Origin of the sequence: Polaromonas sp. (assembly GCF_018780625.1) — a bacterium.
Taxonomy (GTDB): Bacteria; Pseudomonadota; Gammaproteobacteria; order Burkholderiales; family Burkholderiaceae_C; genus Polaromonas.
Window position 1 is genome coordinate 1 of sequence record NZ_JADMJK010000225.1, and the last position, 21,215, is coordinate 21,215.

At 64.2% G+C, this 21,215-nt stretch carries 21 protein-coding genes and 1 pseudogene; 15 read left to right on the top strand and 7 right to left on the bottom strand.

Features of this window, described 5'->3' with window-relative positions:
• Positions 1 to 363: 363 nt before the first annotated feature.
• A complete protein-coding gene (locus tag IV091_RS16085; protein ID WP_293470267.1) occupies positions 364 to 510 on the top strand; it encodes a hypothetical protein in 147 nt (48 codons plus the stop codon).
• 18 nt (positions 511 to 528) lie between these two features.
• Here the strand turns inward: IV091_RS16085 and IV091_RS16090 are convergent, their stop codons facing one another.
• The 4 genes from IV091_RS16090 to IV091_RS16105 form a co-directional block, all read right to left on the bottom strand.
• Positions 529 to 1,296: an amino acid ABC transporter ATP-binding protein gene (locus tag IV091_RS16090; protein ID WP_293470268.1), complete on the bottom strand. Its 768-nt coding sequence runs from the start codon at positions 1,294 to 1,296 to the stop codon at positions 529 to 531.
• Between the two features lie 12 nt (positions 1,297 to 1,308).
• The gene (locus tag IV091_RS16095) at positions 1,309 to 1,959 is read right to left on the bottom strand and encodes an amino acid ABC transporter permease (RefSeq protein ID WP_293470269.1); all 651 of its coding nucleotides are present in this window, start codon (positions 1,957 to 1,959) and stop codon (positions 1,309 to 1,311) included.
• A gap of 15 nt (positions 1,960 to 1,974) precedes the next feature.
• Positions 1,975 to 2,631 carry an amino acid ABC transporter permease gene (locus IV091_RS16100; protein WP_293470270.1) on the bottom strand — a complete coding sequence of 219 codons (657 nt, stop codon included), beginning with the start codon at positions 2,629 to 2,631 and terminating at the stop codon, positions 1,975 to 1,977.
• A gap of 73 nt (positions 2,632 to 2,704) precedes the next feature.
• Positions 2,705 to 3,499: a transporter substrate-binding domain-containing protein gene (locus tag IV091_RS16105; RefSeq protein WP_293470285.1), complete on the bottom strand. Its 795-nt coding sequence runs from the start codon at positions 3,497 to 3,499 to the stop codon at positions 2,705 to 2,707.
• A 260-nt stretch (positions 3,500 to 3,759) separates the two neighbouring features.
• Between IV091_RS16105 and IV091_RS16110 the strand changes: the two genes are divergently transcribed.
• The 13 genes from IV091_RS16110 to IV091_RS16170 all read left to right on the top strand — a co-directional run bounded on the left by IV091_RS16110 (position 3,760) and on the right by IV091_RS16170 (position 15,837).
• Positions 3,760 to 4,641, top strand: coding sequence for a MurR/RpiR family transcriptional regulator (locus IV091_RS16110; protein ID WP_293470271.1), 882 nt, complete (start codon positions 3,760 to 3,762; stop codon positions 4,639 to 4,641).
• Between the two features lie 22 nt (positions 4,642 to 4,663).
• Entirely contained in the window at positions 4,664 to 5,890 is a 1,227-nt protein-coding gene (locus IV091_RS16115; RefSeq protein WP_293470286.1) for a diaminopropionate ammonia-lyase, read from the top strand.
• Positions 5,887 to 7,140, top strand: a complete 1,254-nt coding sequence (locus IV091_RS16120; protein WP_293470272.1) for a Zn-dependent hydrolase — start codon at positions 5,887 to 5,889, stop codon at positions 7,138 to 7,140. The genes IV091_RS16115 and IV091_RS16120 overlap by 4 nt, the downstream gene beginning before the upstream one ends.
• Before the next feature lie 35 nt (positions 7,141 to 7,175).
• Entirely contained in the window at positions 7,176 to 8,141 is a 966-nt protein-coding gene (locus IV091_RS16125; RefSeq protein WP_293470273.1) for an N-carbamoyl-D-amino-acid hydrolase, read from the top strand.
• Between the two features lie 44 nt (positions 8,142 to 8,185).
• Complete coding sequence (locus IV091_RS16130; RefSeq protein ID WP_293470274.1) at positions 8,186 to 8,578, top strand: glutathione S-transferase N-terminal domain-containing protein; 393 nt, start codon at positions 8,186 to 8,188, stop codon at positions 8,576 to 8,578.
• 66 nt (positions 8,579 to 8,644) lie between these two features.
• Positions 8,645 to 9,250 (top strand): hypothetical protein, encoded by a 606-nt coding sequence (locus IV091_RS16135; protein ID WP_293470275.1) that lies wholly within the window; start codon positions 8,645 to 8,647, stop codon positions 9,248 to 9,250.
• A gap of 165 nt (positions 9,251 to 9,415) precedes the next feature.
• On the top strand, positions 9,416 to 9,940 hold the full coding sequence (locus IV091_RS16140; RefSeq protein WP_293470276.1) for a phasin family protein: 525 nt from the start codon (positions 9,416 to 9,418) through the stop codon (positions 9,938 to 9,940).
• A 229-nt stretch (positions 9,941 to 10,169) separates the two neighbouring features.
• A complete protein-coding gene (locus IV091_RS16145) occupies positions 10,170 to 10,649 on the top strand; it encodes a rubrerythrin family protein (RefSeq protein ID WP_293470277.1) in 480 nt (159 codons plus the stop codon).
• A gap of 90 nt (positions 10,650 to 10,739) precedes the next feature.
• Complete coding sequence (locus IV091_RS16150; protein ID WP_293470278.1) at positions 10,740 to 10,904, top strand: rubredoxin; 165 nt, start codon at positions 10,740 to 10,742, stop codon at positions 10,902 to 10,904.
• Positions 10,905 to 11,037: 133 nt separating this feature from the next.
• Positions 11,038 to 12,216 carry an FAD-dependent oxidoreductase gene (locus IV091_RS16155; RefSeq protein WP_293470279.1) on the top strand — a complete coding sequence of 393 codons (1,179 nt, stop codon included), beginning with the start codon at positions 11,038 to 11,040 and terminating at the stop codon, positions 12,214 to 12,216.
• Between the two features lie 151 nt (positions 12,217 to 12,367).
• Positions 12,368 to 14,686, top strand: a complete 2,319-nt coding sequence (locus tag IV091_RS16160; RefSeq protein WP_293470280.1) for an NADP-dependent malic enzyme — start codon at positions 12,368 to 12,370, stop codon at positions 14,684 to 14,686.
• 222 nt (positions 14,687 to 14,908) lie between these two features.
• Positions 14,909 to 15,286 carry a ribonuclease domain-containing protein gene (locus tag IV091_RS16165; protein WP_293470281.1) on the top strand — a complete coding sequence of 126 codons (378 nt, stop codon included), beginning with the start codon at positions 14,909 to 14,911 and terminating at the stop codon, positions 15,284 to 15,286.
• A gap of 53 nt (positions 15,287 to 15,339) precedes the next feature.
• The gene (locus IV091_RS16170; protein ID WP_293470282.1) at positions 15,340 to 15,837 is read left to right on the top strand and encodes a barstar family protein; all 498 of its coding nucleotides are present in this window, start codon (positions 15,340 to 15,342) and stop codon (positions 15,835 to 15,837) included.
• 277 nt (positions 15,838 to 16,114) lie between these two features.
• Here the strand turns inward: IV091_RS16170 and rsmA are convergent, their stop codons facing one another.
• From rsmA to IV091_RS16185, 3 genes are all read right to left on the bottom strand, one after another.
• A complete protein-coding gene (gene rsmA / locus IV091_RS16175; protein WP_293470283.1) occupies positions 16,115 to 16,894 on the bottom strand; it encodes a 16S rRNA (adenine(1518)-N(6)/adenine(1519)-N(6))-dimethyltransferase RsmA in 780 nt (259 codons plus the stop codon).
• 130 nt (positions 16,895 to 17,024) lie between these two features.
• Complete coding sequence (locus tag IV091_RS16180) at positions 17,025 to 18,434, bottom strand: peptidylprolyl isomerase (RefSeq protein ID WP_293470284.1); 1,410 nt, start codon at positions 18,432 to 18,434, stop codon at positions 17,025 to 17,027.
• Positions 18,427 to 20,868 (bottom strand): LPS-assembly protein LptD, encoded by a 2,442-nt coding sequence (locus tag IV091_RS16185; protein ID WP_293470287.1) that lies wholly within the window; start codon positions 20,866 to 20,868, stop codon positions 18,427 to 18,429. Before IV091_RS16185 ends, IV091_RS16180 begins: the two co-directional genes overlap by 8 nt.
• Before the next feature lie 117 nt (positions 20,869 to 20,985).
• Between IV091_RS16185 and IV091_RS16190 the strand changes: the two are divergent.
• A pseudogene (locus IV091_RS16190) lies at positions 20,986 to 21,215 on the top strand (aminoglycoside phosphotransferase); the annotation flags it as partial.

Below are 21,215 nucleotides of genomic sequence, written 5' to 3' on the forward strand. Positions count from 1 at the left end.
GGCTGTGGCAACCGGTTGAAGTCGGACCGGGATATTCTCCTTTCACAGAACAGCGATCCAGAAGACCGTCGCAGAGTCGAAGAGGCGTATGCGAGCGCGGCGCGAGCTCAACGTGCGGCCTAACCATTCGTTCCAGCCGACGCGCTCCGGGCTGCGCCCCCCGCACGCGGCTGAACTCAACCGTTGACGGGCCGCTCTTCTTGGTGCTGAGCGACCGCTATGCGGCAGCAACCAGATGGCCGGGTTTCCGAAGTGACAGTCGGCAATCGCTGCAAAGCGGTCCTATGAATTCGCCTTTTTACTCAGCCCAAGACCGCTCAATCAAACGTCTTTTTCAGCTCCCGCACCGATTCCCCCGGCTGAATGCCTCTTCAAACACCGGGTAGCCCGACAAATCGCTGGCGGAACTGCAACCGCTGCTACGGCCCCGGCATGGTGCTGAAAATAGAGCCCGACCGCTATGTGTACCCGGTCAAGGCCGATGAAATCGAGGCCTCGATGCAGGGGTGATGGCAAACGCCCGCCGCCTCACAGGGCCGACAAAAACTGCTGCAACTCCGGCGTTTGCGGGCGGCTGAAAAGCGCTTCCGGCGGCCCCATTTCATGGACCTTGCCCTGGTGCATGAAGACCACGCGGTCGCTGACCTTGCGGGCGAAGTTCATCTCGTGCGTCACCAGCACCAGCGTCATGCCCTGCCCGGCCAGGTCTTCCACCACCTGCAGCACCTCGCCGACCAGCTCGGGGTCCAGCGCGGAGGTGACTTCGTCGCACAGCAGCACCTCGGGGTCCATGGCCAGCGCGCGGGCAATGGCCACGCGTTGCTGCTGCCCGCCCGACAACTGCTCGGGCCGGTGGTCAAACTTTTCAGCCAGCCCGACGCGCGCCAGCAGCTTTTCGGCGCGCTGGCGCGCCTGCGGCTTGGGCAGGGCCTTGACCAGCATGGGCGCGAGCATCACGTTCTGGCCGACCGTGAGGTGCGGGAACAGGTTGAAGCTCTGGAAGATCATGCCGACGTTCTGGCGCAGTTCGCGCATGGCGTGCGGGTCGTGGATTTTGAGCGGCTGGCCATGCACCGTGAGCGCGCCTTCCTGGAACTCCTCCAGGCCGTTGATGCAGCGCAGCAGCGTGCTCTTGCCCGAGCCGCTCTTGCCGATGATGCAGACCACCTCGCGGCGCTCGATTTGCAGGTCGATGCCCTTGAGGACTTCGTTCGTGCCATAGCGCTTGCGCAGGCCGCGAATGTCCACCAGCGGGATGGTCCTGGGTATGTTGGTTGTGTTGGTAGCGAGGGTCATGGGATGTTGCCTTCAGTGCCGGGGGCTGAGTTTTCGTTCAAGGTGGCGGCTCCAGACCGACAGCGGGAAGCACAGCGTGAAATACAGCAGGCCGACGCAGCCGTAGACCAGGAAGGGCTCGTAGGTGGCGTTGGCAATCATCTGGCCGGCCTTGGTGATTTCAACGAAGCCGATCACCGAGGCCAGCGCCGTGCCCTTGATGATCTGGATCAGGAAACCCACCGTGGGCGCGATGGCCATGCGCGTGGCTTGGGGCAGCACGATGTAGCGCAGCTGCTCGCGAAAGTTCATGGCCAGGCTGGCCGCCGCTTCCCACTGGCCGCGCGGAATCGACAGCACGCAGCCGCGCCAGATCTCGGTGAAATAGGCGCTGGCGTAGAGCGTGAGGCAGACCGACGCGGCAAACAGCGCCGAGGTATCAACCCCCAGCATCGACAGGCCGAAATAGGTCAGGAACAGCTGCATCAGCAGCGGCGTGCCCTGGAAAATTTGCACGTACAGCGCCACTGCGGGCGCCGCGCCCGGCAGCCTGGACAGCCTGGCGACGAGCAGCAGCAGCCCGACCAGGCCGCCGCCGGCAAAGGCGATCAGCGACAGGCCGACCGTCCAGCGCAGGGCCAGCAGCAGGTTGCGCGCGATGTCCCACAAGGAAAAATCAACCATGGGTGCCTTTCTGGTTCAGCGGCCGAAAATGAAACGCGGCCCGGCCCAGTTCAGCGCCTGCCGCAGCAGGACCGCCAGGCCCAGGTAGGCGATGGTGACGACGATGTAGGACTCCATGCTGCGAAAGGTCCGGCTGGAAATCAGGTTGGCGGCGTAGGAGATTTCCTCGGTCGATATCTGCCCGCAGACGGCCGAGCCCAGCATCACGATGATGATCTGGCTGACCAGCGCCGGCCAGACGCGCGCCAGCGACGGCGGCAGCACCACGCGGGTGAAGATTTGCCAGCGGTTCAGCGCCAGGCTCTTGGCCGCTTCGATCTGGCCCGGGTGCGTGGACTCGATGCCGGCGCGAACGATCTCGCAGGCATAAGCGCCGAGGTTCAGGACCATGGCCAGGATGCTGGCCGTCTCGGCCGACAGCTTCACGCCCAGGGCGGGCAGGCCAAAAAAGATGAAGAACAGCTGGATGATGAACGGCGTGTTGCGGATCAGTTCCACATAGCTGCCCACCACCACCTGCAGCCAGGCCGGGCCATGCAGCCGCGCCCACGCGCAGGCAATGCCCAGGCAGCTGCCCACCGGCGCGGCAATCGCCGTCAGCAGGCAGGTCAGCGCCAGGCCCTTGAGCAGCATGGGCCACTGCGCCAGCACCACAAAAAAATCAAGGCTCATGGTGTCAGGATGGTTGGTGGATCAAAAAAGTAAACGTGAAGTTTGGTGGGGTGAAACAGCGTCCCCCGTGGCCTTATTCCGGCAGGTCGCCCAGGCCGCGACCGAGCCAGCGCTGCGCATAGCTGTTGAGCGTGCCGTCGGCCTTGGCCTGGCGCAGGATCTCGTTGACCTTGTCGAGCAGGGCCTTTTCACCCTGGCGCGCGCCGATGAAATTGGGCGAGTCCTTGAGCAGCAGCTTGTACTCAGCCTGGACCTGCGGGTTCTTCTGGATCGCGACCCCGGCCACGGCGGCGCCGGTGGCCAGCAGCTGCGTTTGCTGCGACACGAAAGCGGCCACGGTCGCGCTGTCGTCTTCAAAGCGCTGGATCTTCAGCGTGGGCGGCGCCACCTGCTGCAGGATGTCATCCTGGATGGTGCCGCGCGTCACGGCAATCGACTTGCCCGACAGGTCCTGGTAGCCCTTGATGCTGAGCGCCTTGGGGCCAAAAATAGCCTGGTAGAACGGCGCATAGGCGACCGAGAAGTCAATCACCTTGGCCCGCTCGGCGTTCTTGCCCAGCGCTGAAACGATCAGGTCGATTTTGCGGGTCTGCAGATAGGGAATCCGGTTGGGCGTGCTGACCGGCGTCATGTCGGCCTTCACGCCCAGCTTGTCGGCAATCAACTGCGCCACCGCCACATCCAGGCCCTGCGGCTTGAAGTCGGGACCCATGAAGCCGTAGGGCGGAAAGTCGGTCGCGATGCCCAGCGAGATGGACTTCTTGGCCATGACGGCGCTCAGCGAATCATCGGCCTGGGCCGACACCGAGGTCAACAGGGCGAGGCCGGCGAGCAGGCCGGTCAGTGCGGTGGCGAACTTGAATTTCATGATGGAGGGGCTTTCCAGAAAATTGATGAACACAAGCGCATTAGGCAAATTGCATGCCATGTGCGCATAACGGCCTTCAGATGGGCCGGCTTGCCCCCTGCACAGGGCAAGCGCCACGTGCTGGGCATTGGTCTTGCTAGACAGGCGCATGATGCGTGAAACAATAATTTCTCAATTTCCAATAAATTGGAACTTATGTTTCAAACTTGTGCATGCCATGCATCGAATTGGGGATGCATGCACAAACCAGGCGCCATGACATGAAACAGAAAACCGAATCACCAGACTCACCAAAATCACTTGATGCGCGGCTGCGCAAGGTCTACGACCAGCTGTCGGTCACGGACCGGCGGCTGGCGGACGTGGTGATCGCCAACAAGAAGGATTTGCTGGCCTATTCCGCGACCGAGCTGGCGGGCCTGGCCGGCGCGTCCAAGGCCAGCGCGGCGCGGTTCTTTCGCCGCCTGGGTTACGCCGGCTTCAGCGACTTTCGCCAGCAGGTCCGCGCCCAGGTGTCGCAGCAGTCGCCGCTGGCCCGCATAGGCCGGGCGCCTGCGCGTCAATCGGAATCGGCCCGCCTGCAGGCGCATGTGCAGGGCGATGTGGCGCGCCTGAACCGCCTGCTCGACGACCTCCCGGAGCAAGCGCTGGAGCAGGCGCTGGCCTTGCTGGTGCAGGCGCGCCGGGTCTGGATCGTGGGCTACCGCAACGGCTGCATGACGGCGTTTTACGCCAGCGCCCTGCTGTCGCAGGTACGGCCTGACGTGAACCTGCTCAACGAGCTGTCAGGCCGTGAAGCGGAGTTTCTGGCCGACCTACCTGACAAGGACCTGCTGCTGGCCGTGGACTTTCGCCGGCGCACCAGCCGGCTGCCGCGAGTTGTGGCGGCCGCCAGGAGCAGCGGCGCCCGCGTGCTGCTGCTGACCGACACCCCGCTGTCTGCGCTGGCCAGCCAGGCCGCCGCCGTTCTGCACTGCCCCAGCCAGACCGAGCAGGTGTTTGACTCCTACGTCACGGCCGTCAGCCTCCTGAATTTCCTGGCCACGGCCATGGCAGCGCGCGCACCCAGACAGGCGCGCGACCGCCTGTCCCGCATCGAGCGCCTGCATGCGGCGCTCGGCGATCTTGAAACTGATTCTTAAACCACACCCTGTGAGCACTCCCATGCACAAGCTGCCCTCCATTTCAACCGGCTATTTTCTGAACCCGGCCTTCCAGCGCGAGGAGCCCTATGGCGCGCAGCGCGCCCGCATCCTCAACGCCGGCGCGCTGGCCAGTGCCGAGCAGGAAATCACCGCCTGGCCCGGCTACCGGGTCACGCCGCAGCATGCACTGGGCGACCTGGCCGATGCGCTGGGCGTGGCCGCCATTCACTACAAGGACGAAGGCGCGCGCTTCGGCCTGGGCAGCTTCAAGGCCCTGGGCGGCGCCTACGCCGTGGGCCGGCAGCTGTGCCGCGTGCTGGGGCAGCGGCTGGGCCGGGACGTGCAGCCGTCCGAGCTGCTCCAGGGCACATTGCGCCAGGCCTGCGCCGGCATCACCGTGACCTGCGCCACCGACGGCAACCATGGCCGCTCGGTGGCCTGGGGCGCGCAGCTGTTCGGCTGCCGCTGCGTGATCTATATCCACGCCACCGTCAGCGAAGGGCGCAGGCAGGCCATCGAACGCTTTGGCGCGCAGGTGGTGCGCACCACGGGCAACTACGACGACGCCGTGCGGCAGGCCGACCACGATGCCCGGGCCAACGGCCGGCATGTCATTTCCGACACCTCCTACCCCGGCTACATGGACGTTCCGCGCGATGTCATGCAGGGCTACCAGTTGATGGTTCAGGAAGCCGTACAGCAGCTCGGCGCCTGGCCCACGCATGTCTTTGTACAGGCCGGCGTGGGTGGACTGGCCGCCGCCGTCTGCGCGTATTTCTGGGAGCGCGACGCGCAGCAGCGCCCTTTCTTTGCCGTGGTGGAACCCACCCGCGCCGACTGCCTGCTGCAAAGCGCGCGCAACGGCAAACTTACGGCGGTCACCGGCGAACTGGACACGCTGATGGCCGGCCTGGCCTGCGGCGAGGTGTCGCTGCTGGCCTGGGAAACGCTGGAGCGCGGCGCCAACGCCTTTTGCACCGTGGACGACGCTGCAGCCGTGGCGGTGATGCAGCTGCTGGCGCGCCCGCCCGGCCAGGATGCGGCCATCGTGGCCGGTGAATCGGCCGTGGCCGGGCTGGCGGCGGCCATCGGCATTGCGCGCGGCCCGCAGGCCAGGGCTGCGTTCGGACTGGATGCCGAAAGCCGGATCTTGTTCTTTGGCAGCGAAGCCGACACCGACCCGGCGCTGTACCGGCAACTGGTGGGCGCCAGCGCAGCCGATGTGCTGGACGGGACGGCGGCATGAGCACCGTTCCTGATTTGAAAATCAGCCCCGCACGGCTGATGGAAAGCCTGGCCGCGCTGGGGCAAGTCGGCGCGCTGGCCGGCGGCGGCGTGAACCGGCTGGCGCTGACCGACGCGGACCGGCTGGGCCGCGACTGGACGGTGGCGCGCATGCGCGCGCTCGGAATGGCCGTCACCATCGACGCCATCGGCAATGTCACGGCCATTTACGCCGGCACCGCGGACACCAAGGACTTGGCGCCGGTGATGACGGGCTCCCACATCGACACCGTGCGCACCGGCGGGCTGTACGACGGCAACTACGGCGTGCTGGCCGGGCTGGAGGTGGTGGCGACGCTGCAGGAGGCCGGCGTGCGCCTGCGCCGCCCGATTGCGGTGGCGTTCTTCACCAACGAGGAAGGCGCGCGCTTTCAACCCGACATGATGGGCAGCCTGGTATACGTGGGCGGCCTGCCGCTGGCAGAGGCGCTGGCCACCCGCGCCACGGACGGCTACACCGTGGAAGAAGAACTGCAGCGCATCGGCTACCAGGGGCCGGCGGCGGTCGGTTGCCCCGTGGTGGACAGCTTCGTGGAGTTGCACATCGAGCAGGGGCCAGTGCTGCACCAGCAAGGTCTGCGGATCGGCGTGGTCGAGGGCGTGCAGGGCATTTCATGGACCGAGTTCACCATCGAAGGCGTGTCCAACCACGCCGGCACCACGCCCATGGCGCTGCGCCATGACGCGGGCGTGGCGGCGGTGCGCATCGCGGCGTTCGTGCATGAACTGGCCCTGCGTCACGGCGGCCCGCAGCTGGCGACCGTGGGCTCTATCCAGCTGTCGCCCAACCTGATCAACGTGATTGCCCATCGCGCCGTGTTCACCGTGGATTTGCGCCACACCGACGAGGCCACGCTGGCCCGCGCCGAGGCCGAGGTGCAGGCGTTCGCCGCGCAGTGCGCGGCCGCGCAAGGGGTTGCCTGCAGCCACCGGCGCCTGGCCCGCTTCGAGCCGGTGGTGTTCGACCCGATGGTGACCGCGCTGATCGCGCAGGAAACGCAGGCGCTGGGCTTGCCTGCGCTGCGCCTGCCCAGCGGCGCCGGGCACGACGCGCAAATGCTGGCGCGGGTCTGCCCCAGCGGCATGATTTTTGTACCCAGCGTCAACGGGCTGAGCCACAACGTGAACGAGTTCACCGAACCCGACGACCTGGCGCTGGGCGCGCAGGTCTTGCTGCAGGTACTGGTACGGCTGGCCCAGCGCGACGCTTGAATTCCCCTCTATTTTTATTTGACTGGAGTTTTGCAATGTCCCGATTTGTCAATGTGGCGCTGGGCCAGCTGGGCCCGATCCAGCGCGCGGATTCGCGCCAGCAGGTGGTAGGCCGCCTGTGCGCCCTGATGCGTGAAGCGCACGCGCTGGGCGCGCACCTGGTGGTTTTCCCAGAACTGGCGCTGACCACCTTTTTCCCGCGCTGGTACATCGAGGACGAGGAAGAGATCAACCGCTTTTTCGAGCGCGACATGCCGTCGGCTGAAACGCAGCCGCTGTTTGACCTGGCGCGCGAGTTGGCCGTGGGCTTTTACCTGGGCTATGCCGAACTGGCGCAGGAAGACGGAAAGGCGGTGCGCTACAACACCTCCATCCTCGTTAACCGCGAGGGCAAGGTCATCGGCAAATACCGCAAGGTGCATTTGCCGGGCCACGCCGAGCACGAGCCATGGCGGCGCTTCCAGCATCTTGAAAAGCGCTACTTCACCCCCGGCAAGCATTTTGGCGTGACCAAGGCCTTCGGCGGCATTTTTGGCATGGCGATCTGCAACGACAGGCGCTGGGCCGAGACCTACCGCGTCATGGCGCTGCAGGGCGCAGAGATGGTGCTGATCGGCTACAACACGCCCGTGCACAACGCGCCGGCGCCGCAGCACGACGACTTGTCGCTTTTCCAGAACCAGCTGTCGATGCAGGCCGGCGCCTACCAGAACGGCACCTGGGTGGTGGGCGTGGCCAAGGCCGGCCTGGAAGAAGGCGTGGACAGCATAGGCGGCAGCTGCATCGTCGCGCCCTCGGGCGAGGTGGTGGCGCGCTGCATCACCAAGGGCGACGAAGTGGCGATTGCCCGCTGCGACCTGGATTTTTGCGCCATTTACAAGCGCTCCACCTTCAACTTCGACCTGCACCGACGGCCCGAAGCCTATGGTCTGGTGGTTGAACGAAAAGGCGAAACGCTGGCCGCAGGAGGAACGCCCTGGGCGCTGCCGAACCAGGTCTGACCGCGGGCCGGGCGGCGACGCCGGCCTTGCGTTTAACATTGACCATGAAAACCTTTATCCGATTCTTTTTCAGAACCCTGCGCGTCGTGCTGGGTCCGGTGGTGCTGCTCAAGGAGCGCCTGACCCAGCCCAAGGGCCTGATCCGGCCCCAGGCGGCGCAGCAAAGCGTGGACCAGCAGTGCCAAAGCCTGGTGCTGTACCAGTACAAGACCTGCCCTTTTTGCATCAAGGTGCGGCAGGAAATGCGCCGCTTGTCGCTGGACATCCAGCGCGTTGACGCGCAGCCGCAAGGCCCGGACCGGGCCGCCTTGCTGCAGCACGGCGGGCAGGCCAAGGTGCCCTGCCTGAAAATCACCGATACGTCCGGCAGCAGCCAGTGGCTCTACGACTCCGACAAGATCGTGGCCTACCTGCGCGGCCGTTTTTCGGCGGCGTGACGTCCTGGCAGCTGCCCGACAAGCACACTTGACAACCATTCAAACGACAGCCAACCCGAAGTAGTCATGGATATTTTTGTTCTGGCGATGTTGATCGCCATCGGCGCCTACACGCTCAAATCAAAGGACGAGCGCAGGCGCATTAGCTTGCTGGGCAGCCATCTGGGGAACTATCAGATTGAAAAACTGATGGAAACCCTGTCCGATGGTTACCTGCGGGCGCTGGCGGAAGACGATCCGGTGCGCCGCGAACAGATCTGGCAGCTGCTGGAGAGCACCGAGCTGAAACTGTGCGACCAGTTCAACCGCTTCGCCGCAGAGTTTTCCAGGGTCCCGGAACTGCAAACGCGCGTGAGCAAACTGCCGGTGTCGCTGCCGTTTGCCGACAAGCTGTTCCCGCGCGCGACCTTTGACCTGCGCACGCTCTTGAACATCCATGCACAGGGCATTGCCCGGGCCGCGCAAAACAGCCTTGGGCGCTCGCCCAAGGGCAAGGCCTTTGCGCTGTCGGCCGAGCTGTTTTTGATGCAGCACAGCTGCCACTGGTTCTGCAAGTCCAAAACCGTCGCCTCCGCGCGCGTGCTGATGCGCCACAAAACCAGTTACGAGCAGGTGCTGGCGTCGGTGGCACCCGAGACACGCCAGGCCTATGGCGCCCTGGTCGGCGCCTGACCGTTCGCCCCAGCCAGGCGATTGAAGCCAGCGGCGGGCTGGCTTCGCAAAAGTGGGGTGCGCGCACTAATAGCGGGCGCGGCGCCCCCAGCCCCTTGCCAGCGGGATCCCATGATGGTTTAATTGCTGCAGTGCAACATTTTTAACCACCCCAAGGAGCTCACCATGAAAAACGCAGCAGAACAATTCACCGCCACCCAGCAAGCCAACCTGGACGTCTTTGCCGGCCTGTCACAAAAAGCCTTCGCCGGCTTTGAAAAACTGGTTGAACTGAACCTGGCCGCTGGCAAGGCCCTCATGGCCGAATCGCTGGCCAACCTGCAAGCCCTGGGCGGCGCCAAAGATCCACAAGCATTTGTCAAGCTTCAGTCCGGCCTGGCCCAGCCCCTGGCTGAAAAATCAGCCGCTTACAGCCGCCATGTGTACGAAATCGTGTCGGGCACCGGCGCCGAGTTCACCAAAGCCTTTGAATCCAAGGCCGCAGAATCCCAGAAAGCCGTGACCACGTTCGTGGAAAGCTCGCTGAAAAACGCACCCGCCGGCTCCGAAGCCGCAGTGGCGCTGTTCAAGAGCACCCTGGAAGCCAGCAACACCGCGATGGAATCAGCTCAAAAAGCCGCCAAGCAGGCCGCGCAAGCAGTTGAGTCCAACCTCAACGCCGTGTCCGCCGCCGCTGTAAAAGCAGCCTGATCACTGCCTGATAACCGCCTGTTAGCCGCTTTTACCAGCGACTGACCGCGCGCAACGGCACCTTCGGGTGCCGTTTTTTTTGCGCGTCGGGCTGACGCTTACGCACGTCAAGCGATGAGGGCGCGGCGTTTTCGATAGTCGCTATCAATTGATTAGTTAATTTCAATTGTAGATTTGTATCGGACTTGATTATGATCGAGCAACTGTCAACACAACACTGGAGCCCACAATGACCACACAACGCCCCGAGATCAAGACCATGGCCAACCTGGAAGCCGCCTTTGCCGGCGAATCCATGGCGCACATCAAGTACCGCTATTTCGCCAAGCTGGCGCGCGAAGCCGGCGACGAGGAAACCGCAAAAACCTTTGAAGCCACGGCCGACCAGGAAGTCATGCATGCGTTTGGCCACCTGGACCTGCTCTACCCCAAGGCTGGCATGACACCGGCCAAGGCGCTGCAAATTGCCATTGACGGCGAAACCTACGAGTACACCGAGATGTACCCAGGCTTTCGCGCCACGGCCGAAGCCGAAGGAAATGCAGCCGCTGCCGCCGAGATGAACGAGCAGATCGAAGAGTCCAGGGTGCATGCAGCCCAGTTCAGGGCAACGCTTGAAAAAGCCCAGAAGCGTTTCGCCGCCCTGGCCAAGGTCGAAGAGCGCCATGCGAACCACTACAAGGCACAGCTGGCCAAGGTCAGCGCCTGACCCGGTCCGGATCTACTCCTTTATTCATAGCTTTTCATGCCCGTATACATTGGGCCAAAGCCATTTTTTACTAAAATTTCAGGAACCCTCATGAAAACCTATCTTTGCATCGTTTGCGGCTTTGTGTACGACGAAACAGTGGGCCGCCCAGAAGACGGCATTGCCGCCGGAACGCGCTGGGCCGATGTGCCCGAAAGCTGGGAATGCCCGGACTGCGGCGTCGCCAAGGCCGACTTTGAAGTGGTCGAGATCTGAGCCCTGGAGGCCCGCTGGTTGCACCAGCGTTTCGCTCTGGCGCCCTTCTACCTTCCTTCCACCTTGAATTGAAAGAGTCCGTGATGGCCCAACTTGCCCGAGCCCATTTACCAGCCCCATCCGGAGCGCACGCATGATGGCGCCGGTGATCGTGATTGGCGCCGGCCTGGCAGGCTGGACCACCGTGCGTGAATTCCGCAAACTGGACACCACCACGCCGGTGCTGCTGATCACGGCGGACAGCGGCGACTTCTACGCCAAGCCGTCGCTGTCCAACGCGTTTGCCCAAGGCAAGCTGCCCGCGCAGCTGGTCAGCACGCCGGCCGACAAAATGGCCGCCACGCAAAACGTGACGCTGCTGCCCCACACCCGGGTCAGCGCCATCGACACAGCCGCAAAAACCATTACCACGCCGGCCGGCACGCAAGCCTACCGCCAGCTGGTGCTGGCCACCGGCGCGCAGCCGATACGCGTTGCGCTGGAAGGCGACGCCGCGGACCAGGTGCGCAGCGTCAATTCGCTGCAGGACTTTGCCGCTTTCCACGCCCACCTGCAGACCGCCACCGACCAGCCGGACCGGCATGTGCTGATCATGGGCGCCGGCCTGATTGGATGCGAGTTTGCCAACGACCTGGCCCAGGCCGGTTACCGCGTCAGCGTGGTGGACCCCGGCGCCCGGCCGCTGGCGGCGCTGCTGCCCGAAGCGGCCAGCGACGCGCTGCAGCAAGCCCTGCAGGCGCTGGGCGTGCGCTTTTACTGGGGCACCACCGTGCGCGCCGTCAATGCGACATCGGGTGCCGGCGGGCTGGCGGTGTCGCTGGCCAGCGGCGAGGAACTCGCGGCCCATGGTGTGCTGAGCGCCGTTGGCCTGCGCGCCGACACGCTGCTGGCCCAGGCGGCTGGCCTGCAGGTGGACCGCGCGATTGTGGTCAACACGCAACTGCAAACGAGTGCGCAGGATGTATTTGCGCTGGGCGACAACGCGCAGTACGCCAGCGCGGCTTCGGCGCTGTCGGCGCACGGCTCGGCGCTGCCTTACGTCATGCCCATCATGGCGGCGGCCCGGGCGCTGGCGGCCAACCTGGCGGGTACACCGACCACGCTGGCCTTTGCGCTGATGCCGGTTTCTGTCAAGACGCCGGCGTTGCCGCTGGTGGTGGCGCCGCCCCAGCCCGGCACGCCCGGCCAGTGGAACGCGCCTGCGCCGGGGATCTGGCAATGGATCGACGATGCGGGCCTGCCGCGCGGCTTCGTGCTGGCGGGCACGCAAACGGCGCAACGCATGGCGCAGTCCAAACTGGTGACGCTTTAGCCCGGCTCCGTGCGCTTGCTACCTGAAAAGTCAAAAGCGCAGCACCTGTTTTGCATGGACTTGGCTCTGGGAGGGACGCTGCCGACGTCCTACAATCCCGAGACTTGAAAAAATTGACGGCCACCCCGGCCGTTCTGCTGGAGACTTTTTAATGCCAACACCCACCGCCACGACGCCTGACAACCGTGAAGAAAAGCGTGCCGAGCTGCACCGCGCAGCGCTTGAGTACCATGAGTTCCCGACGCCCGGCAAACTGGCCATCGCCGCGACCAAGCAACTGACCAACCAGCGCGACCTGTCGCTGGCCTACTCGCCCGGCGTGGCCGCGCCCTGTGAGGAAATCGTCAAGGACCCGAACGCGGTGTTCAAGTACACCAGCCGCGGCAACCTGGTGGCGGTGGTGACCAACGGCACGGCGGTGCTGGGCCTGGGCGACATCGGCCCGCTGGCGTCCAAGCCGGTCATGGAAGGCAAGGCCGTGCTGTTCAAGAAGTTCGCCGGCGTGGATGTGTTTGACATCGAGATCGACGAAAAAGACCCGGCCAGGCTGGTCGACATCATTGCCGCGCTGGAGCCCACCTTTGGCGCCATCAACCTCGAAGACATCAAGGCGCCAGACTGCTTTTACGTCGAGCGCGAACTGCGCAAGCGCATGAAGATTCCGGTGTTCCACGACGACCAGCATGGCACGGCCATCACGGTGGGCGCGGCGATCCTGAACGCGCTCAAAGTGGTCGGCAAGGACGCCAAAAGCGTCAAGCTCGTGACTTCCGGTGCGGGCGCCGCCGCGCTGGCTTGCCTGAAGCTGCTGGTCAAGCTCGGCATTCCGCGCGAAAACATCTTTGTGACCGACCTGGCCGGCGTGGTCTACGAAGGCCGTACCGAGCTGATGGACGAAGACAAGATCGAGTTTGCGCAAAATACGCCGGCGCGCACGCTGGGCGAGATCATTGAGGGCGCCGACATTTTCCTGGGTCTTTCGGCGGGTGGCGTGCTCAAAAAAGAGATGGTCCAGAAAATGGCGGTCCGTCCCATCATTTTTGCACTGGCCAACCCCACACCGGAGATCACGCCCGAAGAGGTCAAATTGGTGCGCGATGACGCCATTATGGCAACCGGCCGCGCAGACTACCCGAATCAGGTCAACAACGTCCTGTGCTTTCCCTACATTTTTCGCGGGGCGCTGGACGCCGGTGCATCGACCATCACCATCGAGATGGAAATTGCGGCTGTGCACGCGATCGCCGAACTGGCCCAGGCCGAGCAAAGCGAAGTGGTGGCGGCAGCCTATGCCGGCGAGCAACTGGCGTTCGGGCCCGACTACCTGATCCCCAAGCCGTTTGACCCGCGCCTGATGATGAAGATTGCGCCCGCCGTGGCGCAGGCGGCCGCCGACAGCGGCGTGGCCCTGCGGCCGGTGCAGGACATGGCAGCCTACCGCGAGCGGCTGCAAAGCTTTGTCTATGCGTCCGGCACCCTGATGAAGCCGATTTTTGCGGCCGCCAAGGCTGCCGCCCGCAAACGCGTGGCCTATGCCGAGGGCGAGGAAGAGCGCGTGCTGCGCGCCTGCCAGATCGTGGTGGACGAGGGCCTGGCACGGCCCACCCTGATTGGCCGCCCGGCCATCATTGCGCAGCGCATTGCCAAGTTTGGCCTGCGCCTGCGGGAAGAGCTCGACTACGACGTGGTCAACGTCGAGCAGGACCACCGCTACCGCGACTTCTGGCAGACCTACCACCGCATGATGGAGCGCCGCGGCGTGACGGTGCAGATGGCCAAGATTGAAATGCGCCGCCGCCTCACGCTGATTGCCGGCATGCTGCTGCAAAAGGGCGATGTCGATGGCCTGATCTGCGGCACCTGGGGCACGACGGCCCACCACCTGGACTATCTGGACCAGGTCATCGGCAAGCGCGAAGGCGTGAACACCTACGCCTGCATGAACGGCCTGCTGCTGCCGGGCCGCCAGGTCTTCCTGCTCGACACCCACGTCAACTACGACCCGACGGCCGAACAGCTGGCCGAGATCACCGTGATGGCGGCCGAGGAAATGCTGCGCTTTGGCATCAAGCCCAAGGTGGCCCTGCTGTCGCACTCCAACTTCGGTTCGTCCAACCAGCCCAGCGCACTGAAGATGCGCCGCGTGCTGGAGTTGCTGCGGGAAAATGCACCCTGGCTGGAAGTCGACGGCGAAATGCACGGCGACGTCGCGCTGGACGCCGGTGCACGCGGCGCCATGATGCCCAACAGCACGCTGGCGGGCGAGGCCAACTTGCTGGTGTTGCCCAACATTGATGCCGCCAACATTTCCTACAACCTGCTCAAGGTCGCAGCCGGCGGCAATATCGCCATTGGCCCCGTGCTGCTGGGCGCCAACAAGCCCATGCATATCCTGACTTCCACGGCCACCGTGCGCCGCATTGTCAACATGACGGCACTCACCGTCGCGGACGCCAACGCAACCCGTTAGGCCAAATAAGGACGACAGGGGCAGCAAGTGCTAACTTGCTCTGCCCTTGTCCCCTGTCCCCGTGCTGAAATTTTCAGCAAGCACTTGTTTTTTTAGCCCACATGCGGCAAACTACCCCTCTTGAAATTTAAGGGTTAACCCGAGAAATCGGCTGCTTGACTTCGGATTCAAAAACAAGGGATTTTCATGGTGCGCAAGGGGTGGAATTGGCGCACAGCTGTCATGGCTGTGCTGCTGGTCGTGTTGGCCAGCCTGAGCAGCTTGAGTCCCAGCGCAGTGCATGCCAAAGGCCCGTTTTTCGGGCCTCAGGTGGGCACGGTCGAAGCTGTTCAGTTGCCTCCCCAAGGGCGCAGCATGCTGACACTGATTTACGAGGGTGGGCCGTTTCGGCACGAGAAAGACGGTGTGGTGTTTGGCAACCGGGAGCGAATTCTCCCCATCAGCCAGCGCGGCTTTTACCGCGAATACACCGTCAGAACGCCCGGTGAGCGTAGCCGGGGCGCCCGGCGCATTGTCTGTGGTGGTTTCAAACCCGCTGCCCCCGATGCCTGTTATTACACCGACGACCACTATGCGAGTTTTCGCAGAATCGTTCAGTAAATTGAACTGTGGTTGTTATTTTGAATTTTGACTTAAGAGAAAGAGAAGCGGAGATGGATACACCACTTCGTAAGGACCACGAAACGCCACTGCGCAAGCAGGGCGAATCGCTCCTTCGTAAAAATGAAGACTCGCCCGTGCGCAAGCCGGACGAAACGCCTCTTCGCGGCGTGCGGCCCAACATCGTGCAGTCCATACGTGCCTTTCGCGTGCCTGAACTGCAAGAAGCCGCCACGCAGCTGAACCAGCATTTCCTGTACGCCAACCTGGGCAATGCCCAGAACAAGCAGGAAGTCCTGGACATGATTGCGGCGCAGTACACCTTCCCGGCGCATTTCGGCAAGAACTTCGATGCGCTGTACGACTGCATGACGGACCTGGTTCACAAGTCAGGCCCGCAGCCAGGCTTCATCGTCGTGCTGGAGCAAATTCCGGCGCACGCCAAGTTTGACAAGGAAGCGCGCGAGCAACTGCTCGACATCTTCAGGGATGCCGCGGACTACTGGGCGGATCGCAAGATCCCGTTCAGATGCTTCTATTCTTTTCTGTAGCCCGCTCCCCAGACATTGGCCAAGGGGATCGGGCGAATGAGGCCCTGCAAGTAGTTTCAGAAGGCGATGAGCCTATGCCTACTGACAAACTGATAGATATCTCGCCGATGGCGCTGCGCATGAGCAGCCCCTTCAACGCGGCGTACTGGCTCACCGCAGCCTGACATCCACGCTTCAGTTTGAAACTAAAAAAGCCCGCTGGTCACAGCGGGCTTTTTTTATGCGCAAATCGGGCGCGGGCCCCTGTCAATCGAGCGCAGGCAGCTCTTTTTACAAGCTACCCGGGCTTGGTCGCAACCTGCTGCGCCAGCGCCAGGTATTCGGCCACCGGCACTTCTTCGGCGCGCCGCTGCACATCAAACGAGCCGGCAAAGTCACGCGCGGCAAGCCACTGGCCCAGCGTGTGGCGCAGCAATTTGCGGCGCTGGCTGAAGGCCACCCGCACCAGTTCGCTGAGCTGCCTGACATCGAGCGCCACCGGGTCGGCCCGCGGCACCATGCGCACCACGGCGCTGTTGACGCGCGGCGGCGGATCAAAGCTTTGCGGCGGCACGAACAGCACGTTTTCCATGGCGTAGCGCCACTGCAGCATCACGCTGAGCCGGCCATAGTCGCTGGTCGACGGCGCGGCCACCATGCGGTCAATCACTTCCTTTTGCAGCATGAAGTGCTGGTCTTCAATCACGTCCACCGCGTCCAGCAGGTGAAACAGGATGGGCGTGGAGATGTTGTAGGGCAGGTTGCCGACCACGCGGATTTTGGGCCGACCGCCGCCAATATCTTCAGCCAGATGGACAAAATCCACGCGCAGCACGTCGGACTCGACCACGGTGAGCTTGGGGTGCTGGCGCAACTGCTGCGCCAGGTCGCGGTCCAGCTCAATCACCGTCAGGTGGCCCAGCCGCTCGACCAGCGGCTGCGTCAGCGCCGCCAGACCGGGCCCGATCTCCACCATGGCCTGGCCGGCCTGCGGTGCAATCGCGTCGACGATGCCTTCAATGATCAGCCGGTCCGTCAGGAAATGCTGGCCAAAACGCTTGCGCGGGATATGTTTCATGGCAGGCGAGATTCGGTCACGTGAGGGTTGATCTGGAGGGCCAGCGGCCGCCGCGCCGGGCCGCCCCAAGCAAGGCCAGCCCCCTCGGGGGGCAGCGAATTACACGAAGTGAAGAGCGTGGGGGCCATGTTCACTGGGGTGCGTCCCGGAACTCCACATAGGCGCGGCCGCGGACGTCCTGAACCCAGGTGACATAGGCTTCCTGCTGCTTTTTCTCGCGCAGCATGTTGCGCGCGATGTCGCGCTGCTCGCGCGCAGAGAGCTGGGTTTCACGCCGCTCCAGCACCTGCAGCAGGTGCACGCCAAAGCGCGACACCAGGGGGTCGGAAATCTGGTTGGGCGACAGGCTGTTCATGACCTTTTCAAACTCGGGCACGAACATGCCCGGATTGGCCCAGCCCAGGTCGCCGCCTTCCTTGGCCGAGCCGTCCTGGCTACTTTCGCGCGCCAGTGCGGCAAAGTCGGCCTGGCCTGCCAGGATGCGCTTTTTGAAGCCGGCCAGTTTCTCGATCGCGGCGGCCTCGCTGAGTGGGGGCGTGGGCCGCAACAGGATGTGGCGCGCGCGGGTTTGCGTGATGACGGCGTCTGGCGCGCCCGCCTGCCTTTTTTCGACCACCTTCAGGATGTGAAAGCCGGCCGCGCTGCGCACCGGGCCGGCCAGACCGCCTGCGCGCAGCGACTGCGTCGCCTCGACAAACAGTGGCGGATAACGGTCTGCCGTGCGCAAGCCCATCTGGCCGCCGTTGCTGCGCGAAGGCGCGCTGGAAAACTCGTTGGCGAGCGCCGCGAAGTCGGCACCGCCGCGGGCACGCTCGAGCACCTGCTGGGCTTTGGCCTGCAGTGCGGCGACCTGGGCAGGCGTGGCATTCTCAGGCACCGCCACCAGGATTTCAGCCAGATTCAGGGCCATCGCTGACAAATCGGCTCCTGCTCCGGCGCTGCCTTGCTGGTCGCGCAAAAACTGGTCAATTTCCTGCTCGCTCACCGTCACCCGCGACTCGACTTCGCGCTGGCGCAGGCGGGTCACCAGCAACTCGTCGCGCAGTTCCGAGCGAAACTGGTTGTAGTCAATGCCGTCGGCTTGCAGCCGGCGGCGCAACTCGTCCACAGAGAGCTGGTTCTGGCGCGCGATGGACTCGACGGCGGCATCGACCGCGCTGTCCTCGACACGCAGGCCTGAGGCACGCGCCATCTGCAGCTGCGCCTTGTCACTGATCATGCGTTCGATCAACTGCGGCACCAGCTCGCTGCGGGGCGGCACCGCCGTGCCTTGCTGGAGCAGTTGCTGCTCGGTGCGCAGCAGCTTGGCGCGCAGTTCGTTGTTGGTGATCGGCTCGGAATTGACCACCGCGACGATGAAATCAGCCGTGCGCTGCGCGGACGCGCCCGTGCTGGCGGCAGGGACTGCGCGCTGCAAGCTGCCCGAAGGCCGCAGGCCCTGGGCCTGTGCGCCCATCAGGGGCAGCGCCAGCACAAGTGCCAGTGCAGCCGCCCGTGGCCGGGACAGAAAGAATCCGGTAGCAAAGCGTTGGTTAGTCATAAGTGGTAAAGCGGCTGGGCGTGCTGATGGTGTCCCGCAGGTTTTGATACCGCGGAACATTGGTTTTGAGGGTTTCCAGAGGGCTGGCGCCGACGCGCGAGAAGCCGACCATTTCAAGCTGGAACAAAATACGGGTGTTGGACGTGGTGATGCTGTTTTGCGAGCGCTGAAGCACCACGCGGCCAATCCAGCAGCAGCCATCATATTCAATGCCTACCACCGCATCCACCAGCTTTTTGTCCAACACGCTGTAGTTCAAGCGCCCGACGCTGTAGTAGCGCCCGCCGCCCTGGCCCCGGCCAGGCCCCAGATTTTGCCCCTTGTCGCCCCACAGGTCGTTGATGGGCCACTGCCAGCCGACGTCAATCTGCTTGCTGTCGCTGATGGCGCGCTGGCGCCGGAACGCGGCACTGATGACGCGGTAGTCGCTGGGGTTGTAGCGCACGCCCACCGACGCGCGTTCGGACTGCCGGGTCTTGGGGTTGTACTGCACCGTGCTGTCAAACGCCCACTGCGGCACCCAGTTGACTGACGCGCCGGCCAGCAAGTCGCTGACGCGGTCGGTGACGGGCAGGCCGCCGGGCAAGGTCACCTTCTGGTCTTCAAAGCGCAGGCGCTGGGCCACACCCACGCGCACCGCCTCGGCACCGGTGGCGGGGTCGAGCAAGCGGGAGGTCAGGCCCAGCGTGAGCAGGTTGGCGTCTGCAATGCGGTCATTGCCGACAAACGCGTTCTCGGTGAACACCGTCGCAAAGTTAAAACTGTTGGCGCCCGAGTCGTAGTTGGGCAGCCCGCTCTGGTCGCGGTAAGGCGTGCGCACATAAAACGCGCGCGGCTCCAGGGTCTGGGTAAAGCTGCGGCCCAGCAGGCTGGCATCGCGCTCGTACTGCAGCCCGCTGTCCAGGCTGAAGGTGGGCACCACCCGGGAAGCCGAGGTCGCGCCCATCATGGAGCCGCTTGTCAGCGCGCTGTCCAGCTGGTAGCTGGTGGCATGCAGTTGCACCTTGGGCGTGATGAAGCCGGCCGGCCAGAGCCACGGCCGGCTCAGCTGCGCCAGGGTGAACGCCCGGCTGCCGTTGGGCTGCCTGGTCAGGCGCTGGTCGGCCGAAAAACGGGTGTAGTCGCCCGCCACCGACCAGTCAAAGCCGTCACCGAGGACGCCCAGGCCCGCCAGCGGCGCATCGACGCGGGTGTAGGCGGCGGTCAGCTGGGGCAGGCGGTCGTAGGGCGGAACGATGGGTGCGTCCAGATCCTGCAGGGTTTGCCACTTCAGGGCACGCGCCGTGGTGGAGAAAAACCCCTTGCCCCATGACAAGGTCGCATCCTGGGGCAGCAGGCGCGGCGTGACCGAGCCGCTGGCAATCGGGAAATCGCGCCAGTAGTTGTTGTCACTGACGCGGTTCAGGTTCAGGGCCAGCCCCAAGTTGCCCACGGCCGGCAACCCGCTGTTGATAACGCCGGTATGCTGGTAGTTGTAGGACCAGCGGTCGCGGTCGCGCAACTGGTCCGAGGGCATCACGCTGGCGCGCAGCTCGCCCTTGTAGCCCGGCTCCAGATAGCGGAACTCGCCGGCCAGGTCAATGCCGCGCTTGCTCATGATGGCGGGTGAAAACGTCGCGTCACGGTTGGGCGCAATGTCAAAGTAATACGGCTGGCGGACCGAAAAGCCGTCGACCGAACTCACGTTGAGCGTTGGCGGCAGCAGGCCGGACTTGCGCTTGTCGCTGAGCGGAAAGCTCACCACGGGAAACGCCAGAATCGGCACATTCTTGAAACGCACCACCGCCCCGGTCGCCACCCCGACATCCTTGTCGAGGTCAAACGTGATGCTTCTGGCGCGCAGTTCCCAGGCCGGTTGCCAGCTGGCTTCGTTGCCCCGCTCGCAGGTGGTGTAGGTCACGCGCCGCGCCGTCAGGTGTTTGTCGTCAATGAAGTCGACGCGCTCGGCCTGGCCATTGCCGCCGTTTTTCAGGAAGCGGTAGGTCGGCGTGGTGAAAAACCCCTCGAAGCGGTCCAGCTGGATCTTCAGCTCGGGGCCTTCAAAGCGGTTGCCGGCGCGGTTGATGCGCACATTGCCCACGCTGGTCAGCAGATCGTCGGGCTGGTAGTACTCGATGCGATCGGCGCGCAGCGAGGTCGCGCCGCGGCGCAATTCGGCATTGCCTTCAATCACGGTTTCCAGGTCGGGGCGCCCCGACAGCTTGTCGCCAAACACAAACGTGGGGCCGGTGTTCTCGGGTGCGTTGGAGACTTCCTCGGCCAGCATGGGCGTGCTTTTGAGCGTGGCCGGGCCTGGTGCCTCGGCCGTTTCCGCCAGCGCCTGGGCGCGCACCGGCCCGGCGCAGGCCAGCCCCAGCGCGGCGGAAAAAGCCAGCACCAGGACCGCGCGAGCGACCGGGGAGAGAATAAAAGGCGACTGGGATGCGTGGCGCATCATTTATGTGAGATAAACCCGTTGGTAAAAGCAGGCCCGATTATCCATGACCCTCCATTTCCCCCGCATCCTGCCTTGCGAGCGCATGGCAGCAACCCCCGCAAGAGCTCAAGAACCATGACCGCACCCTCTATTGCCTGGGCCGACCCGGCGCGCGCCAGCGCCTTTCACCAGTGGCTGACGGCCCTGGCCCCGCAGCACGGACTGAACGCCGACAGCGTCAGGCTGGCCTCTGCCGATGCCAGCTTTCGCCGCTACTTTCGGGTCGACGCCGCCGCGCCGGCCGCACCAAAGAGTTACATCATCATGGACGCGCCGCCCGCGCAGGAAGACTGCGCGCCCTTTGT

Coding starts and splice junctions, on each gene's coding strand:
- IV091_RS16110 (WP_293470271.1), top strand. CDS start 3,760: ATGAAACAGAAAACCGAATCACCAGACTCACCAAAATCACTTGATGCG.
- IV091_RS16085 (WP_293470267.1), top strand. CDS start 364: ATGCCTCTTCAAACACCGGGTAGCCCGACAAATCGCTGGCGGAACTGC.
- IV091_RS16090 (WP_293470268.1), bottom strand. CDS start 1,296: ATGACCCTCGCTACCAACACAACCAACATACCCAGGACCATCCCGCTG.
- IV091_RS16105 (WP_293470285.1), bottom strand. CDS start 3,499: ATGAAATTCAAGTTCGCCACCGCACTGACCGGCCTGCTCGCCGGCCTC.
- IV091_RS16130 (WP_293470274.1), top strand. CDS start 8,186: ATGAAAACCTTTATCCGATTCTTTTTCAGAACCCTGCGCGTCGTGCTG.
- IV091_RS16145 (WP_293470277.1), top strand. CDS start 10,170: ATGACCACACAACGCCCCGAGATCAAGACCATGGCCAACCTGGAAGCC.
- IV091_RS16135 (WP_293470275.1), top strand. CDS start 8,645: ATGGATATTTTTGTTCTGGCGATGTTGATCGCCATCGGCGCCTACACG.
- IV091_RS16155 (WP_293470279.1), top strand. CDS start 11,038: ATGATGGCGCCGGTGATCGTGATTGGCGCCGGCCTGGCAGGCTGGACC.
- IV091_RS16165 (WP_293470281.1), top strand. CDS start 14,909: ATGGCTGTGCTGCTGGTCGTGTTGGCCAGCCTGAGCAGCTTGAGTCCC.
- IV091_RS16150 (WP_293470278.1), top strand. CDS start 10,740: ATGAAAACCTATCTTTGCATCGTTTGCGGCTTTGTGTACGACGAAACA.
- IV091_RS16125 (WP_293470273.1), top strand. CDS start 7,176: ATGTCCCGATTTGTCAATGTGGCGCTGGGCCAGCTGGGCCCGATCCAG.
- IV091_RS16160 (WP_293470280.1), top strand. CDS start 12,368: ATGCCAACACCCACCGCCACGACGCCTGACAACCGTGAAGAAAAGCGT.
- IV091_RS16185 (WP_293470287.1), bottom strand. CDS start 20,868: ATGCGCCACGCATCCCAGTCGCCTTTTATTCTCTCCCCGGTCGCTCGC.
- IV091_RS16100 (WP_293470270.1), bottom strand. CDS start 2,631: ATGAGCCTTGATTTTTTTGTGGTGCTGGCGCAGTGGCCCATGCTGCTC.
- rsmA (WP_293470283.1), bottom strand. CDS start 16,894: ATGAAACATATCCCGCGCAAGCGTTTTGGCCAGCATTTCCTGACGGAC.
- IV091_RS16095 (WP_293470269.1), bottom strand. CDS start 1,959: ATGGTTGATTTTTCCTTGTGGGACATCGCGCGCAACCTGCTGCTGGCC.
- IV091_RS16170 (WP_293470282.1), top strand. CDS start 15,340: ATGGATACACCACTTCGTAAGGACCACGAAACGCCACTGCGCAAGCAG.
- IV091_RS16140 (WP_293470276.1), top strand. CDS start 9,416: ATGAAAAACGCAGCAGAACAATTCACCGCCACCCAGCAAGCCAACCTG.
- IV091_RS16180 (WP_293470284.1), bottom strand. CDS start 18,434: ATGACTAACCAACGCTTTGCTACCGGATTCTTTCTGTCCCGGCCACGG.
- IV091_RS16115 (WP_293470286.1), top strand. CDS start 4,664: ATGCACAAGCTGCCCTCCATTTCAACCGGCTATTTTCTGAACCCGGCC.
- IV091_RS16120 (WP_293470272.1), top strand. CDS start 5,887: ATGAGCACCGTTCCTGATTTGAAAATCAGCCCCGCACGGCTGATGGAA.